Source organism: Microbacterium sp. ProA8 (assembly GCF_039905635.1).
GTDB classification, from domain to species: Bacteria; Actinomycetota; Actinomycetes; order Actinomycetales; family Microbacteriaceae; genus Microbacterium; species Microbacterium chionoecetis.
The window spans coordinates 2,915,587-2,933,467 of sequence record NZ_CP157000.1; the positions used below are offsets into that span (position 1 = coordinate 2,915,587).

Genomic DNA, 17,881 nt, shown 5'->3' on the forward strand with positions numbered 1-17,881 from the left:
TTTTGGCCGCATTTGAGAAAGCTATGAGCCGAAACCGACGCAGATTCGACGCCCTTCACGGAGCCTCGTTCGATGCCTCAGAACGACGAAATCGAGCATTTCTGGCGTCCCGAGCCTCGTCGAAAAGTTGAGCAGTCTGCTCTCCGGCGTTACGTCGGTCGGGCGTAGCGGGTCTGCGGACCCGCCGGCAGCGCCACGAGCGGCATGGCCTCGTTGAGGCGCGATGCGACGGCATCCAGATCGTCGTCGAAGAGGTCGGCGTAGGTGTCGAGCGTCATGGCCGCCGACGCGTGCCCCAGCATCCGCTGCACGGCCTTCACGTTGGCGCCGGAGCTGATCGCGAGCGATGCGGCGGTGTGGCGGAGGTCGTGAGGCGTCAGCCGCGGGATCGATGGGTCCACAGCCTGCGCGCGGCGGACCGCGTTCGCGAACCACCCCTGTGCGCCTGAGTTGCGCATGTGGTTGACGCCGTCGCCGAACAGCAGCCCTTCCGGGCCCTTGCCAGCGCAGGCCTGTTCGATCATCGGAGCGAGCCGCTCGGGGTAGGGCACCGAGCGCTTCTCGTGCGTCTTGGGCGTGCCGACGTGGATCTCGTAGGCGATCATCACCGCGTTCTCCTCGATCACGAAGCGTCGACGCAGTCGATTCACACTCCGCACGCGCAGCCCGGTCGCCTCGCCCCAACGCAGCCCGGTGTAGGCCAAGGTCAGGACCATTGTCGGATGCGCCGAGCATGCCGCCAACGTCGCCACCTGGTCGTGCGAGAGATAGACGCGGCGCTTGCCTGGTCCGCTCCGAGGGAGATTGCGGATGTGTCGCGCCGGATTGTTCGCAAGGCGACGATCATCGATGGCGACATCGAGGATGCCTGCGAGGACTCCCAGCGCGCGAAGAACGACCGTGCGCGACTTCTCGGTCGCGAGCTCTGAGACCCAGTCCTGAACCTCAGACCGCCGGATCGACCAGATCTCCCTGTCTGCCCAGACGGGAGCGACGTGGTTCTTCCACGCCCGCTCGAGCGTCATGTAGTACGACGGCTTCGACATAGGCGGCTGCTTCGAGCGCAGCCAGCTGTCGGCGAACATCCGGACCGGCACCCGCGACGCCGCGGGATCGATGTACTCCCCCTTCGACTTCGACACGGTGACCATCGACAGGTACAGCTTCGCCTCGCGCATCGTCGTGAAGCCGCGCTTCTGCGCCTCGGTGCGATCAGGCTTGCGGTAGCGCACGCGGTAGCGGCGGCCCTTCGCCGTTTCGTATGGGGTGATCGTGCCCATCTCGACCTCCGCTCATGCCGGTTCGACGGTCAGTATCGGGCCAGTGTCGAACACTGGTCGGATGCCGTCAATGCCGTCGATGACAGATGTGGATAGATGAAGGAAGACGTCGTCAACTGCCGTTTGGGATGAAGGGGCGCCTCCCTCCGACGCCTAGAGTGTAGCGATCGGTCGCACCTCCGTTCTCGTCGCTCACTCCTTGCAGACTCCGCGCTGGCGCGCGTCGCTTAGCAGCCGTTCGACGACGAGCACTCCGCCCCGCCCGATCGCTGGTTTTGCCATCTGTCGAAGGAAGGGCTGCGATGGCGACGAAATTCCGGTGCATCCACCTCACCTCTGTCACGCCCTGGCATAAACCTCAGAGGTCACCCACATCGGTAGTCTGACCGAGTGCCTGCCTGACGCTGACGCTTCGCCCTGACCATCGCATCCATCACCTGCAAAGGAGCCCATCGAGTGAAGACCGAGGTCGTGAAGCCGCAGGACGTGTTCTACAACCCGACACGCTTAACGGTTCCGTTGTTTCAGCGCCCATACGTGTGGTCGCAGCAGGAACAGTGGGAGCCACTCTGGGAGGACATCGTTCGACTGATCGACGTCATTGAGGGCCACAACCAGGATGCGACCCATTTTCTTGGCGCGATTGTGATCCAGCAGGTTCCGTCTCGGCTAGGTGCTTTGCCGTCCTGGAACGTCATCGATGGTCAGCAGCGCCTGACCACGATCCAACTGCTCCTTGATGCTCTACATGCGCAATTGGAACGACGTGGACTTGGCGATTATGCAGACCAGGTGCTCCCGCTCGTCGAGAATCCGAAAAGCTTCCGAAAGGCCGAAGAGGATCGCTTCAAACTCTGGCCGACGAACCGCGACCGGGCGTCGTTTGGCGCTGTCATGTCGGCGCCGGCGCCAATCTCCTATTCGGCCCTTCCGGCATCCCGTCTGCGCGACGCGCACCACTATTTCTCCGAGGCGATCGACGTATGGCTCGGTGAGGATGACGCCGAGCAGAGAGCATCGCTTCTGGTTGGTGCCGTCACCGGCCGGCTGGAGATTGCGAGCATCCGCCTGGACGTCAACGAGGATGCTCAAGCGATCTTCGAGACCCTCAACGCACGCGGCACACCCTTGTCGGCCGCTGACCTCATCAAGAACTTCATCTTCCAGCAGGTTGATGCTGCCGGGGCTGAAAGGGACTACCTCGCCTACTGGGCCGACTTTGAGACGCCTTGGTGGGAGACCGAGGTCACATCGGGTCGCATCAAGAACCCGCGCGCTTCTCTCTTCCTCTGGCAGTGGCTCGTCGCGCGAACACTGACGGACTTCCCAATTCGCGAGGTCTTTACTCAGTTCAAGCACTACGTCAACACGGTCGAGAAAGACGTCTCAGCGCTGCTTCCCCGAATCAAGGTGGCCGCAGACAGGTACCGAGCGATCATCGAGGGTTCCGAGAATCCGAATGGCCCGCTCGATCGAGCGCAGCTATTCAGCTATCGCGTCGGAACACTCGATTCGGAGATCAGCCGTCCACTCCTGATCTGGTTGGATGAGCCGGAGCAGGCTGACGTTTCGGATGCGGACCGCGCGCGGATCCTGGACCTCCTCGAAAGCTGGTTCGTGCGTCGCGCCCTCGTCAAGGCACCCTCACAAGGATCCAATAGGTTCCTCGTCGACATGCTGCGTTTGATCAGCCGTCGATCCAAGAACGAGCTCGCTGATGCCGTCGAGGACTTTCTCGTTTCCAACCACACTGCAGTCGGATACTGGCCAGGTGATGACGAGGTGCGAGTGGCGCTCACTGACGCGAACATCTACGGCCAGTATCGGCGCAGTCGAGTGCGAATGGTATTGGAGGCGCTCGAGGACGCGAAACGCGGGTACCCCGGCGCGAACCCGCTAGCCATGGGGCCGATCGTGCGCAACAAAGCGACGATCGAGCATCTTATGCCGCAGAAGTGGCGAGCCCACTGGGCCGCCGAGCTTAGCGAGGATGAAGAGCGTGACCGGGACCGGCGAGTGCAGCAACTCGGCAATCTGACGATCGTCACTCAGGCCCTCAATAGCCGAGTATCGAACGGTGCCTGGGCGCAGAAACGCGCCCACTTCCTGGCATCGGATGACGTCCTCATCACGAAACAAGCGCTGGCGCTCGCAGTCGATCGCACATGGGACGAGCGGGTGATCGCGACGCGTACGAAGCAGATGATCGGGCAGATCCTCACAGTGTGGCCAGCGCCGCCCGGCCACGTGGGGATGGAGGTCGCACCCCCGCCGCCCGTCACACGGGCAAGTGTCGACATCGCACAGCTCGTGGATGCTGGCTGGTTGACGACCGGAACTGAGTTGGTCCCTCGGCCGCAGGCCCATGCTGGAATGAGCGCGGTGATCTCGAAAGACGGACGTCTCTACATTGGCGACACGGCCTACGACACGCCTTCAGCTGCAGCCGGTGTCGTGTATTCGGGCAAGGGAGCGGTTAACGGGTGGTGGTTTTGGGGCGTCGCGGGCACGGATCGCCGCCTGACGGACGTGCGTGCTGACTATCTAGCGAGCCTCGGAGACGACCAAGAGAATGTGGACGCCGACGAGACCGTTGGGGACCAGAGTCAGCATCCGTGATGCAGGCTCATAGCTGAACCCTGGCGCGCCCCAAGGCGTGTCCGCTAGTGATTGGAGACTGATGGCACGTGTAGAGCGAATCGAACTTGGTGATCTCGACTCCCGAGTGCATCCCACTCGAGTTGTGTGCTCAGCGCAACTTGTCGAGGACGGAGAGGGCTCCTATCTGGTGCAGCTCGCGTCATTTGGATCGACCGATTCGGTGTCGAGTGGAAATCGCCACGTTACCCAGACCTATCAGTTCGACCGGGAAACCGCCGCGGAGCTCGTCACTTATTTCGTTCGTGCCTTCGGGGGGGAGCTCTTCAGCTCGATCCCTTGATCGTGCCGGCGACACCCTTGGGGGCGTGCGAACAGGCGCCAATCGTTCGGACCGATGTCCGATCAGGTTGCCACGGAGGGAGCTCATGGGCCCGATTACGACCGGGAGGCCGATGGCGTTGTCACGTCGAAAGGAGCGCGCGTCAGTGGAATTGATTGACAGCCGGGTGCTTTGTTTCCTAGGTCGCCATCAGTAGTACTCGCGGATGTACTGGTAAGCCTTCTGGTACACGTCCTCGTCGCGCATTTGGTAAGTCAGCCACAGGATCTTGCGAAGCGCCTGGCGGACGTCGCGGTCGCCAGAGGCGGTGGTCTGCCAGCCCGGGAACCGCACGACAGTCACGACCTCGTCGATATCGGCGACCACGCGCGACACGATGATCGGTGTCGCCTCTGATCGCACCGATTCAAACAGCTCAGTGAGCGCTGCCCTACCGCGCTCTTCGCGCGGAATGAGCTGTGCATCACGCTCAGCCTGCAGCGTGTCGCGAGCGACAGCGAGCAGGCTCCGCAGGAACTCAAGGGACTCTAGCTGTCCCGCGGCGTATCGGTCGCGCAGCTCTTGAAGCCGCTCAGACAGGGCGACGAAGACAGGATCGTTGCCGTGTCGAGCGAGGCGTGCCGTGATGATCTTCACGATATCTTGCGGTTTCCAGGTCGGATCGGGATCCTTCGAGAGATCCTCGATGACGTCGGCGTCGAGCACGATCGTCTCGAGATCGGAGCGGGGCACCTCGACGGCGATGTGCTCGTTGATGATGTCGAGCGTCTTCGCGCCCAGTGCGTGCCAGACGAGCCGCCCGGTGTGGTCCACGGGCTTGATCGACTGATACACGGCCGTGAGCCACTGGAAGTCCGCCAGGTGCGCATGAAGGAGCGGGTCGGGCGAAAGCGCCTCCCACAGCTGTGCAACGATCGAGTATGCGGCTCCGAATGCATCTTTCGTCGGCTCGTCCGGAAGCCGGTTCTGGGCGGCTAGCAACCCTTCCCACCCGCCGACCGTGCGGTCGACTCCGTTGAAGAAAGAAATTGCCGCCGCGACAGCTGCCGGCAGCTGCGCCGCGAGCTCGGCGATATTCGTGATCACGGTCTTGACGACCTCTTCGTCGAACGCGAGCGAGCGTGCGATGTCGTCGAAGATCCCGAGATAGTCGACGATCAGGCCGTGCGTCTTGCCCGCGTACGTGCGGTTCGTGCGGCAGATCGCCTGCAGCAGCGTGTGGTTGCGCAGCGGCTTGTCGAGGTACTGGGTCTGCAAGATGGGTGCGTCGAACCCAGTGAGCAGCTTTGCGGTGACAATGAGGATCTTCAGCGGATCAGCCGGGTCGCGGAAGCGGTCGAGCAGCTTGGCCTCCGCATCCCGGTCGAGCGCGAAGCGCTCCTTCCAGTCCTGCGGGTCGTCGCGTGACATCGACATGACGACAGCGGATGCCTCGGGTCCGAGGTGCACATCGAGCGCGTCCTTATAGGCGACGCACGCGGCCTTGTCGTAGACGACGACCTGCGCCTTGAACCCCGACGGCTCGACCTTCTCGCGGAAGTGCTGGGCGATGTCGGCCGATACCTTCTGGACGCGCTCGGGACTCTTGATGAGGTACTCGATCGAGGCGGCCTTCTGCGACAGGTTGGACCGCTGCCGGTCGGTGAGCGCGCCTCGCTCGACCATCGCGTCGAACGCCGCATCGAGACCCGCCTCGTCGAGGCTGATCTCGGAGAGCCGCGGCTCGAAGTGCAGCCGCAGGGTGGCGCCGTCGCGGATGGAGTCCTGGAACGAGTACTTCGACAGGTATCCGCCGGCATCCTTATCGGAGCCGAACGCCCAGAACGTGTTGCGGTCGACCTGGTTGATCGGGGTGCCGGTCATGCCGAACAGGAAAGCGTTCGGCAGAGCCTCGCGCATCTTGCGGCCGTAGTCGCCCTCCTGGGAGCGGTGAGCTTCGTCGACGAGCGCGATGATGTTGGCGCGCTCGTCGAGCACACCCGGCGCTTCGGCGAACTTGTGCACCGTCGTGATGATGACCTTGCGCGCGCCGTCAAGCAGCAGCTGCTGCAGCTCGGCGCGCGACTCGGTCGAGACGAGGTTCGGCACATCGGCGGCCGAGAAGGTGCCGGTGATCTGCGTGTCGAGGTCGATGCGGTCGACGACGATGAGCACGGTCGGCGACGCGAGCTCGGGCGCCACGCGCAGCATCTGTGCGGCGAACACCATGAGCAGTGACTTCCCGGAGCCCTGGAAGTGCCAGATGAGGCCTTTCTTGTCCTCACCGGTCAAGACCCGGTGCAGGATCGCGCGTGCTGCCTGCACCTGCTGATAGCGCGCCACGACCTTGATCTTGCGGTGCTTCGCGTCGGTCGCGTAGAGCGTGAACCACCGGAGGAAGTCGAGAACGGATGCCGGTGACGACACGCCCAGCGCGGCCTCGCCCACGCGCTGCAGGCCCAGCGCGGTCCCGCCCTCGTTACGCCACGGCCCCCACATGTTCGCCGGCATCCCGACGGACCCGTAGCGCAAGTCTTTGCCCTCGGTGGCGTACACGAGCACGTTCGGCACGAAGAACTGCCGAACATTGACTACGTAATCGTCGTTCACCTGCACGGCGCCGTCGAGCCACGAGATCGCAGGCCGCAGCGGTGTCTTGGCTTCACCGACGACGAGCGGGATGCCGTTGCACCACAGCACGAGATCGAACCGCCGCGCGACCTTGCCCTGCCGAAATGTGACCTCGGTCGATTGGATCCAGTCGTTCGCGTCGGGCGCGGGGTCGTCGAAGTTGATGAGTCGGACCGTCGTGTGGGATCCGCCGGCGCCGAAGGGCATCGAGCGATCGCCCTTGAGCCACGCGGCGAACTCCTCGTTCGCAGGCACGAGGCCGGAGGTGTGCGCCGACAGCACGATCGCTCGGAGGCGATGAATGACTTCGTCCGCGCGCGACGGCTCCTCCTCGATCTCGGGGTTCAGGCGGATGAGTGCTTCGCGGAGGCGTGACTCCAGGAGCACCTGGTCGATGGTGCGGTCGAGGTTGGGACCGTGGATCATCTGCACCGCCCAGCCGCCGATCGTGTCGCGCACGAAGTCGCGGACCGAGTTGCCCTCGTTGAAAGCGGGAGCGTTCATCCGAAGACCTCCTCGAGGATCGCGTTCGAAACCCGCCGGGACTGGTCGAGACTTTCGGTCGAAGTCTCGCGCGAGCGTGTCACGCGCTGCCATTCGGCTACGCGACGGCGCTGCTCCGTTTCGTCTGGAACTGCCACCTCGATGTTCATCAGTTCGCTGATCCGAAGATTCGAGATGTTCGTGGTCTTTCCGGTGACCGACGCAAAGCCACCAGTCAGCCAAAGCCCTCGCAGGATCAAGAAGAGGTACTCACTCATGACCACGCTCGTGTTCGTTTGAATCCGAACGCAGAAGTTGCTGCAGATGCTGGGCTCCGTGTCGTCTAGTACGAGACCTACCTTGCCAACGGGCTGGGTCGGGCTTCCACCCGACTTCTCGAGAACGATGTCGCCCGCAGAGAGCACTCGACTCGACAGTTCGCGGTCCGAGACAGACCGCGTAGGAGCAGAGGAGAGGTGCGGCACCCCAAACTCGTCGATGTCCGTGCCACGGAGCACCTTGATGTCGTTTGTGTTCTCGCCACGCGCAACCCCCCACAAGCCGCCCACCTGGCCCGCGACCAGCGCCTTGAGTGGGTGTCGCCGCTCCGACTGCCCAATCCATGTGCGGAGCAATACCCGTTCTACTTCAGCCGTAGCCTCCAGAGTCTGACGGAGCGCGCGGCGGTGATGCTCGGCGGCCCAGAGGAGCTCGTCAAGGCGTTGCTGCTCGGCGAGGGGTGGCAGGGCGAACTCGAACCTCGCAAGGTCCGAGAAGTTGATATATGGGTTGACGGAGCCTTTCGACTCCTGAATTGCGAACGCGTGGAACGACTCAGCGCTCATGATCCACGGCAGAAAGTCCTGAAGGAGCGTGGAATTATCTCGGGTTTCGAGCACGAACGTCGTGTTCGCGGTGACGCCATCGAACTCCGCGACGGCAACCTTACGCAGATAGGTGCGGCGGGAGCCGTATAGGACCTGTCCGGCGACGAACTTGCGATGGAACGCCGGGCCGAGATATCCATCGCCGACGGCACCCCATCCGCGAATCTGCAGGTCATCGGTCTCCATGTGCTCTCCGGCAACATAACGCTCGACGCTGCCGTCGGTCGGATCGACCGTTGCCTTCGACGCTGCGACTATAGCGCCGAAGCGCACCCGCGGCCACGTCGACCTATCGAGGTCGAGGTTCACTTTGCGACCTCCGCGCGCAGGAGGGCGAGCACCGACGCTATCGATTCGTCGGCGGCGGACGCGGCATCACGCCATGAAGTCACCACAGACGCGACAGTCGTCTCTTCGTTTCGCTGTGCTCGCGTCGCGACCGACTCCACATACAGCGGGATCGCGAGCGACCAATCCTTCCCCTCGATCTCGGCGAGCGTGGCGACCGCTGCGAAGCCGGGCTCAGCATTCCACGACTCGTACGCGCGCAGAATGCGCTGCTGGTGTGAGTCGCGCAAGAACGACTGGGCCTGCTCGCGCGCGTACTCGGTCACCGCGTTTATGAAGAGCACCGATCCACAATGACCATCGGGCTTGCGCGTGCGCAGCGTGACAACGACTGCTTCCATTGGCGAGTTATAGAACAGGCCAGGGCCGAGTCCGATGACCGCCTCGATGAGGTCGGATTTCACGAGCGCCTCGCGGAGCGTCTTCTCTTCCTTGCGAAACAGTACCCCGTGCGGGAAGAGAATCGCCGCACGACCCGTGACCGGGTCGAGCGAGGCGGCGATGTGCTGGAAGAAGGCGTAGTCGGCCCGACCCTGCGGCGGCACTCCCCACGCGTTGCGGCCGTACGGGTCGGCGGCAAACGCGTTGCGGTTCCAGGACTTGATCGAGTACGGCGGGTTGGCGAGCACGATGTCGAACTTCTTGAGCTTGCCCTGGTCGAGGAAGGCGGGGTCGCTGAGCGTCGAGGTGCCACCCGCGATATGCCCATCCTCGATACCGTGCAGCACGAGGTTCATGCGCGCGATCGCGGACGTGCCGTGGTTGAGCTCCTGACCGTACAGCTTGAGGCCTCGGAACTCCTTGCCCTGGCGCTTGATCTCTGCCGCCGTCGAGATCAGCATGCCGCCCGTGCCGCACGTCGGGTCGTACACCGACTCCCCCGGCTCGGGCTTGAGCATCAGGGTCATGAGGTGCACGAGCGTGCGGTTGGTGTAGAACTCCTGCGCGGTGTGCCCGGAATCGTCGGCGAACTTCTTGATGAGGAACTCGTAGCCGTTGCCGAGCTCGTCTTCGGGGAGCGCCTTGGTGGTCAGGGTGCGGCTCGAGAAATGCTCGACGAGGTCGCGGAGCGTGGCATCCGGGAGGAAGTCTTTGTTGCCCCAATCGCCCTCGCCGAACACGCCGTACAAAGTGTCCTGATTAGCCGACTCGATCGACCGCATTGCTTGCAGGATCTTCGCGCCGACGTTCGTCGACGTCGCGCGCAAGTCCTCCCAGTGCCCGCCGTCGGGGATGACGAAGCGGTGGTTCTCCGGGAGGTCGGCGCCCGCTTCGCCGAACAGCGCAGCGGCATCCGCGTGCTCTTCGTCGTAAACGTCGGACAGGCGCTTGAGGAACAGGAGCGGGAAGATGAACTGCTTGTAGTCGCCCGCGTCTATGAGGCCGCGCAGCAACATCGCCGCGCCCCACAGGTAGGACTCCAGCTCATGCTGGGTGATTTTCTTCGTCGTCATGCGCTGAGGCCCCACTGCGCTAGCTCTTGTTCGAGCGCATGTTGTGTCGTTCTAGCGCGTGTGTGCGCCTTCTCGAGGCGGTTGAGCGCCTCAGTGAGCGTCGGCTCCGCGGCATCCTGAATCGCTGCGACATAAAGAGGGATGTTGAGGTTGAAACCGTTCGCCTCGACCTCCGCGCGGTCAGCCACATGCGCGAGGCCCTCGATGTCTTCGAAGCGCTCGAAGGCATCGAGAATGGCCCGTGCGTGCTCGGGCTCGAGGGTGTTCTGGTTGCGCCCCCTACGAAAGAGCCAGCTTCCGTCGACGAACAGCACCTTGCCGCTGCGTTCGTCGCTCTTGCGGCGGCGTAGGACGACGATGGATGCCGCGAGCCCCGTGCCATAGAAGAGGTTCGGGCTGAGGCCGATCACCGCCTCGATCGCGTCGTGGTTCAAGAAATTGGTGCGTATGCGACCCTCTGCGGCGCCTCGGAAGAGTGCGCCCTGGGGTAGCACGACCGCGACCCGACCCGTCACGGGCATGGCCGACGTCCACATGTGCTCGACCCACGCCCAGTCGGCGTAACTCGCGGGAGGGACGCCGAACGTGTGCCGCCCGTAGCGATCCGTCGCCCAGTCGACCTCGCCCCACTTCTTGAGACTGAACGGCGGGTTGGCGATTACGCAATCGAACGCGGCGAGCCTGTCGCCCGAGAAGAATGCCGGGCTGCGCAACGTGTCTTCACGGACCACGGTGAAGTCCTCGATGCCGTGCAGCAGCAGGTTCATCCGTGCGATCGCTGACGTTGCGAGCACCTTCTCCTGACCGAAGAGCTTCCCGTAGAGCAGCTCAGGGCGCTCGCCAGCCGCCTTCACATGCTCGATCACCTCGATGAGCATGCCGCCCGTGCCGCAGGCAGGGTCGTAGACCGATTCACCGGCTTGCGGATCGAGGATGTTCACCATCAGTCGCACGACGGAACGCGGCGTGTAGTACTCGCCCGCCTTCTTATTGGACTGGTCGGCGAACCGCTTGATGAGGTACTCGTAGGCGTTGCCGAAGACATCGGGTGCGACGGCGGAGTTCGTCAGCGGCCTGCGGCTGAACTGCTCGATGAGGTCGAGCAGCTTACGGTCCGGCAGCTTCTCTTTGTTAGTCCACGGGGCGTTACCGAAAATGCCATACAGCGTGTCAGGGTTTGACTGCTCGATGCCACGGAACGCCGTCACCAGCGCCTGACCGACGTTTTCCGTGCGCTCGCGCACGTCGTGCCACAGTGCGCCGTCGGGAATCGTGAAGCGGTGGTTCTCGGCAAAGGCAGCAAACTCGTGGTCGCCACCTGACTCGTCGAGTGCCCGTGCGTACTCTTCGAGATACACGTCGCTGATCCGCTTGAAGAACATCAGCGGAAAAATGAACTGCTTGAAATCGGCCTGGTCGATCGAACCGCGGAGTAGGTCGGCAGCCTTCCCGAGGTGTTGCTCGAGCTCGGACAGCGTCATCGCCGAGGTGTTCGCTGCAGCGAGCGCGCGCGCGGCAGCGCGCGCTTCATCTTCGGTCATGCGCCATACCGCCCTGTAGTGAGTTTCGTCGTCCCCAGTCAGTCCCCACCCTATTGGCCACGACGGACATCGTGAGCGCGAGCACTTCGGCGAGCCGCGGTTGCCGCCTTGATTACGGCGCGTGCACATCCGAGCCAAGCCAGAATAAAGGCAATGCACGCAGGCACCGTGGGTGAGCGACACCCTTTAGAACCACTCCCCTACAGTTACCTGCAACGCAGAAAAAACCCTGGATAAGGGCAAAAACCTAGCTTACTCTGGCACCATGCGGGGAGGCCTCGAGCGATGGAAGCGAGGTGTCGAATCCCGAGGGGTTCGACAGGCGATCGGTTACGCGCTTGAGGGCACCTGCGATGCTCACCTGCAGCACTCCCCCGGCGTTGAGGCCCTCGAAGCGTACGGTGCCGCATCCGATTCGAGCGTCTCACGATTCATCGTGGCGAACGGCGTCATCACCTCCGACGAGCTCACCGCGGGGGGCCTTCGTGTCTGGCTCACAGGACACGACCCGGTCACCGGGGAAGAGCGTGGCCATCAGCGGCTGAGCCCCGACGCGGACCTACTGCTCGACGGGACGCTCAACCACCCGAAGTCGTACAGCATCGCCGCGCTGCTGCATCCCGAACTCGCCGCCGAGTTCGAGGCTCTCCAGGACCGGCTACGTGACCGCATCCTGCTCACATGGCAGACGGAGCTCAACGCGCGGCGCGGGCATGGAGGGCTCATCCGCGAGGAGATCACCCGCATCGAGGTGGTCGAGTTGCAGCATCGGCGCTCGCGCGCGCTCGACCCGCACATCCACCGTCATCTGTGGCTGAACATCAAGGTGCTCGGCGCCGACGACAAGTGGTCGAACCTCGACTCGCGCATCGCGATGAAACTGCACACCGTCGTCAACGCCGAGGGCGAGCTCGCCGCCCGCACCGATCCCGCCTGGATCACCGCGCTCGCCCGACACGGCTACACACTCGACGACACTGGCGAGATCGCCGAACTCGCCGGCGCCGTCCGACCCCTCTCGCGTCGGTCGGCGCAGATCGAAGGCAACCGCGCGCGCCTGATCGCGGAGTGGTCAGCGGCGCACGGAGGATCTGCGCCGAGCGTGGAGGTGCTGCAGCAGATCGATCGGCGCGCGTGGGCGGTGTCACGTCCGAACAAGCCAGCCGATCTCGATGAGGCGTCGTGGGAGGCGCGCATCCGTGACGAGATCGCAGCGATCGATCCGAGTCTGACGACCCCGCGCGCATCCATTCCAGTTGCCGCGACCGACCTGCATGTCGTCGACCTCGATCTGCTTGCCGCACAGGCGATCGTCGATGCGGACGAGCGGTCCACCTCATGCGGCGGGCGGTTCAGCATCTTCGACATCCGCGCGGGCGCAATCCGCGCGCTCTCGCGCACGGGCGTCGTTGCAGAACGCGATCGGCTCGATGGCGTGATCGCCGAGATCACGGAGCGTGCCACGCGTTCCGTCTATCGGCTCGTTGCCGAGCCGCCAGCGCACGTCAAGGCGTTCATGGCGACCGAAACCGTACGCGCCAAGGTGCGTCTCGCCGGCCGCTTGGACGTGCTCGCCCAACCGGGCCGCTCCCTCTTGCCGGGCGAGCTGCACAGGCTCGCACCGCACCACGATCTGTCGGCACTGGATGCGTCGCAAAGCGTTGCCGCGTGCGCCATCGCCGGCACGGACGGGCTCGTGACGGTGGCTGGCCCCGCCGGGACGGGCAAGACGACGATGCTGCGCGCTACGTTCGCGGCGCTCACGTCGCAACGGCGGCGGATGCTCGTTGTTGCTCCCACGCGAAAGGCGGCATCGGTGGCGGCTCGCGAGGTCGGGGCCGCGGCATCCAGTATTCATGCCCTGCTCTCGGATCACGGCTATCGATGGGGCACCGATGAGGCCGGCGCGAAGGTGTGGACCAGGCTTCGAGTGGGAGAAGTGGATCCCAGCACGGGCGCCGTCTACGGCGGACCAACGCAGTACGCATTGCGTTCTCGCGATCGGATCGTCGTCGACGAAGCCGGCATGGTCGACCTGCAGACGGCGAACGTGCTCGTCGAGCTCGTGCTCGAGCAGGGTGTCGGGCTGGCCTTCGTGGGTGACACGCATCAGGCATTGCCGGTCGGACATGCGGGCGCGATGGGCTCCGCGATCCGGCACGCGAACGCTGCGGTCGAGCTCGACACGGTGCACCGGTTCCGCGATCCCGACTACGCGGCGCTCACACTGCGGCTCCGGGATGCGGGTGATCGCGAGCGTGCACTGGTGGTGGCGGGCGAGCTTGCCGAACACGGTCACGTCGACCGTGTCGATCATCACGACGCGGCGCGTGGGCGGATGATCGACGCTTACTTCGAGTGGCACGCGCGCGGCAAGCGGGTGACGCTAGTATCCGGGACGAATGCTGAGGCGGATGCGATCAACGACGCCATCCAGCAGCGGCGAGTCGATCAGGGCGAGCTTGACGCCCGCGTCGTCGCGTGGGGAATGGAAGAGCAGCGGATCCTCGTCGGCGACACCGTCCAGACCCGTCGCAACGACCGGCTTACGGGGGTCGAGAATCGCGCGCAGTGGATCGTGCGCGGCATCCGCGACGAGTACCTGTCTCTTGTGTCCGTGGGCGACAGCGGCGAGGTGAGGCGTGTGTCCACCGAGTATGCGCGCGAGCACCTGCAGCTCGCGTACGCGTCCACCGTTCACGGTGTGCAGGGCGACACCGCCGACGCGTCGGTGGTCGGGCCCGATGCGGATGCGGCAGGGATCTATGTTGGCCTCACGCGCGGTCGGCTGAGCAACGTCGCGATCGTCATCGCGCGGACGGATGCCGCGGCCCGCGAGTGTCTCGCCGAGTCGATGCTGCGAGGCACACCGGAGTTGACGATGCAGGATGCTGCGCGCGCGGCCCAGGCGGAGATGCGACGGGCGGCGCGGAACCGCGAGGCGGCGTCGGCGCCGATGGTTGCGGCGCCGAGTGCGGGGCGCGGGATGGGGATGTAGAGCCCACCTAGTGCGACGGAGCGTCCCCGATCGTTCGGCCAAGTGTTAGTTGTGTGGCTCTCGCCACCGCTCTCGCCTCAAACACTGATCAACAAAAGTGTTGGCATCAGCGACCGCCGCTCGGGCCGGTGTAACAAGTCAGTTCATCGGCTGCACAACTGCTCGCTCTCTCGATAGTCGGCGTCTAATTGCGTCGGCGCCCACGAACGGGCTGATCTCTTCCCAGGCATCAGCGTCCTCCACGGCCCACCGCCTGCCGAACTCGTCGTGAAATCGCACGACGTTCTCCGCGATTTCGGTCACATTCCACGACAGAGCCTCAGCAGCGTCCCGTCGCGACCTGCCCCGGGTAGCTGCGCCCCACCGGGACATAGGGCTGTCGAGCTCGTTCGAGGGGAGTAGGTACGTGCGAAACACATTGCGAGACCGCTGCAAAGCCCATATCAGGGCGAAGTATGCAGCGATGGCATCGAGTCGAGACGGAAGGTCTCTCCTGTGCGATGAATACAGCAACGTGCCTATAGTGTTTCGCGCCGCAGCGGTCTCCCCGCTTGTGAGGGACACATGGAGATCCGTCAACGCCTGCCGGCGTTCGCGGCGGCGTAGCCCAACGAAGACGACTGCCGCGATGACGGCTGTCACGAGAGAGAGCAAGACTCCAGCCCACGTTGCGAGGTCGCCAAGCTCGAGACCCATCCCCCCGTCAATTGCATACATGTGGTTCAAGTTATCTGACTCGCCTATCGCGATCCCAGATCGGGTGTGCGTTGACCGACCGGTCTGCCCGCGATCGGGCCTGGTCGGCTATGGTCCTGGCCGGGAGCCACTTTGTTGTCACCGGCATATCCGGGACGGGGCAAGTCGCCGGCGTCGTTTTACACGGATGTGCTCGGCTTCGAGGAGGTGTGCGGCAAAACGGCGAACGTTCCGCGGGGCGCGGATGCGGGGAGGGGGCACTCAGGTGTTGCTGTCCACCTCGGCAAGCACAAGAACGACCCAGACGTGTCACCACCACATGCTCTTTTCCACCGGGCCAGTTCTTCGCCGACTGCAGGATCCCCGACGAGTGACGTGTCGAATTTGGAGCAGCGGCGCACCTCCGGTGGCCCTGGCGGCGGTAATGCTCCAAGGCACGATCCAGGAGTGCAGGCTGTGGCGCGCTAGATTGCCCCCATGCCGCCGACGCCAAGCCCAACGCCAATCTTGATCCAGGTAGTAGGAGGAGGAGGCGACGCAGCGCCGTGGTACGGCGTCCCGCTCATAGCCGGAGTCTTCCTGGTTGTCGGCGCCGTGCTTGGCTTCCTGTTCAACTGGCTCGCGGATCGCAGGAAAGCTCGCCGCGAGGACATTCGCAAGTGGGATGACCGGGTTCTTGAGCTCTCCGCGAAGGTGATCGCACTGGCCGCGCAGGTTGAGAGCGAGATCGTCACCGATCCTACGAAGCAAGACGAGGCGCAGCCCCTTATCCAGTGGGACGAGACCGGCGAAATGACCGTCACGATGCCCCAGGCGTGGATAACGTTCCAGATGCTTACCCAAGATTGCGCTGCGCTCGGGATGGTCGCACCACAGAACGTGAAGGACGCCGCGGACACGCTTCACTCGGCAACGAAGTCGCTACTCTTCGGGTCAAAGAAACACCTCGGGTTTGGCCGAGCGCAAGCGGTCTTCGACGCATCTGATGCACTGCGGCAAGCCATCCGAACGAGCTTCGGACTAGAAGAGCGCCCCTCTCGGAGCGCTCAATCTAATAGGCCTTGAAGTGACGAGCTCTTCGCTGGCTTGGCGAGACATCACGGGTCGGGCACACCCGCCAGCCGGTTCGTCGCGGTGATGTGCATTGATCAAGCACCGGCGTCGGCTTGGGACCGTTTGCGTTTTGGTACCTGATCTGTGGACACCGCGAGGTGGGCGGCCGCTTCCGTCGGACTGAGCGAGATGAGCATCTCGTCGCCTAGCTCCATGCGACCGCGATCACTCGATCGCGGTTGAGCGCCGATCGCGGCGAGAAGCGATTCAGCGGCGGCTCGCGCCAGGAGCGGCGGGACCGCGTTTCCGATCTGGCGGTGAGCGTGCCAATTGGTGGTGTGAAACCTAAACCAGTCAGGGAATGAGTGAAGCCGCGCTGCTTCGCGCACGGTTATCACGCGCGGTGATGTCGGGTGAAGGGGCCGTGCCGCACTAAATGCGCCGCGTTCGCGTCCGGTCCCGGCGCGCAGGGTCAGCGCCTGAGTGTCGAGAGAGAGCCTGTAGTAGCGGCTAACTGGCTCCTTGTTACCCGGCTTGGTGGCGTCGAATCGGTCGGTCGACATCTTGGAGTGTCGAGTCCTCCGGCATCCCGTGAGGATGGTGTGGTCGACGACGCGAGCGTGTCCACGATGGTCGCCGCCGTCAGCAAGGATGCCGGCAACGCGCACGTAATCGCCGGCAGCAGACCTTCGTCGCGTCTGCGCGGTTGACGTCAGTCTGATGACATCGGTGGTGTCGAGGCTCGGGTACCGCCACAAATCTGGCAGGCCTTCGAAGGCATCGGCAACCGTGAACGCGGCCCCGGGTAGCTTCGCCGGCGCGGCCGGGGGGAGCTCAGCATCGAGGACGCCCAGAATGACGACGCGGCGACGCTTCTGAGGCACACCGTAGTCCTCGGCCTTCAGAACGACGTCTTGGCCGCTGACCTTGTAACCTGCCTGGCGGAGCTCACCGAGCGCTCGGCTGCGGATTCGGTCGAAGCGCGCGTCGAGGAGGCCGGGAACATTCTCCATGCAGAAAGCGCGGGGCCTGATTTCGCAGACAAGGCGAACGAACTCATGAATAAGTTGATTCCGTTCGTCGTCTGCGTCTTGGTTGCCCATCGTCGAGAAGCCTTGGCAAGATGGACCGCCAATGATCGCATCGACCACCCCGTCCCATTCGACCCCTGGATAGTGTGCCTCCCAGCCACGGCGAGCAGACGCCAACAGGTCCTCCTTTGAGACACTGGTGACATCGGCGCACAGGACATCGGTGAGAGGGAAGTTGTACAGGTGTGTGGCTGCGTGGACGGGATCGTACTCGACGGCCGACAGCACATCGAATCCGGCGGACTCGAAACCTAGGCTAAGTCCGCCAGCGCCCGAAAAGAGGTCGATGGCCACGGGCCGTCGGGGGGAGGTGAACGACGTTTCGTCGTCGACGACGCGGTCCGGGCCGGTGTCTCCGTCGAAGGGCCTCACTTGAGTATCGGGGCTTGCCACAAGAGAACGATCGCAGATGGAGGGCGCCTGGACAAACTTGACATGCCGAAGGTCGCATTGGCCAGAGCGACGTCTGTGGTCTGTTTGGACGCGTGCGCGTCAAGCC

At 64.0% G+C, this 17,881-nt stretch carries 10 protein-coding genes; 3 read left to right on the top strand and 7 right to left on the bottom strand.

The window, feature by feature from the left end; translation table 11 throughout:
* Positions 1-149: 149 nt before the first annotated feature.
* On the bottom strand, positions 150-1,280 hold the full coding sequence (locus ABG085_RS13080) for a tyrosine-type recombinase/integrase (protein ID WP_347976170.1): 1,131 nt from the start codon (positions 1,278-1,280) through the stop codon (positions 150-152).
* A gap of 456 nt (positions 1,281-1,736) precedes the next feature.
* Between ABG085_RS13080 and ABG085_RS13085 the strand changes: the two genes are divergently transcribed.
* Positions 1,737-3,899, top strand: coding sequence for a DUF262 domain-containing protein (locus ABG085_RS13085; protein ID WP_347976171.1), 2,163 nt, complete (start codon positions 1,737-1,739; stop codon positions 3,897-3,899).
* Between the two features lie 511 nt (positions 3,900-4,410).
* Here the strand turns inward: ABG085_RS13085 and ABG085_RS13090 are convergent.
* The 4 genes from ABG085_RS13090 to ABG085_RS13105 are packed head-to-tail and all read right to left on the bottom strand — an operon-like array spanning position 4,411 to position 11,544.
* Entirely contained in the window at positions 4,411-7,335 is a 2,925-nt protein-coding gene (locus tag ABG085_RS13090; RefSeq protein WP_347976172.1) for a type I restriction endonuclease subunit R, read from the bottom strand.
* On the bottom strand, positions 7,332-8,510 hold the full coding sequence (locus ABG085_RS13095; protein WP_347976173.1) for a restriction endonuclease subunit S: 1,179 nt from the start codon (positions 8,508-8,510) through the stop codon (positions 7,332-7,334). Before ABG085_RS13095 ends, ABG085_RS13090 begins: the two co-directional genes overlap by 4 nt.
* Positions 8,507-10,003 (bottom strand): class I SAM-dependent DNA methyltransferase, encoded by a 1,497-nt coding sequence (locus ABG085_RS13100; protein ID WP_347976174.1) that lies wholly within the window; start codon positions 10,001-10,003, stop codon positions 8,507-8,509. The genes ABG085_RS13095 and ABG085_RS13100 overlap by 4 nt, the downstream gene beginning before the upstream one ends.
* Positions 10,000-11,544, bottom strand: coding sequence for a class I SAM-dependent DNA methyltransferase (locus tag ABG085_RS13105; protein WP_347976175.1), 1,545 nt, complete (start codon positions 11,542-11,544; stop codon positions 10,000-10,002). Before ABG085_RS13105 ends, ABG085_RS13100 begins: the two co-directional genes overlap by 4 nt.
* A 265-nt stretch (positions 11,545-11,809) precedes the next feature.
* Here ABG085_RS13105 and ABG085_RS13110 point away from each other — a divergent pair, with 265 nt between their 5' ends.
* Entirely contained in the window at positions 11,810-14,542 is a 2,733-nt protein-coding gene (locus ABG085_RS13110; protein ID WP_347976176.1) for an AAA family ATPase, read from the top strand.
* Between the two features lie 138 nt (positions 14,543-14,680).
* Here ABG085_RS13110 and ABG085_RS13115 read toward each other — a convergent pair whose 3' ends face one another.
* Entirely contained in the window at positions 14,681-15,259 is a 579-nt protein-coding gene (locus tag ABG085_RS13115; RefSeq protein WP_347976177.1) for a hypothetical protein, read from the bottom strand.
* A 456-nt stretch (positions 15,260-15,715) separates the two neighbouring features.
* Here ABG085_RS13115 and ABG085_RS13120 point away from each other — a divergent pair, with 456 nt between their 5' ends.
* A complete protein-coding gene (locus ABG085_RS13120) occupies positions 15,716-16,303 on the top strand; it encodes a hypothetical protein (RefSeq protein WP_347976178.1) in 588 nt (195 codons plus the stop codon).
* An 83-nt stretch (positions 16,304-16,386) separates the two neighbouring features.
* Here ABG085_RS13120 and ABG085_RS13125 read toward each other — a convergent pair whose 3' ends face one another.
* Positions 16,387-17,775, bottom strand: coding sequence for a DNA cytosine methyltransferase (locus ABG085_RS13125; protein WP_347976179.1), 1,389 nt, complete (start codon positions 17,773-17,775; stop codon positions 16,387-16,389).
* Positions 17,776-17,881: the final 106 nt, after the last annotated feature.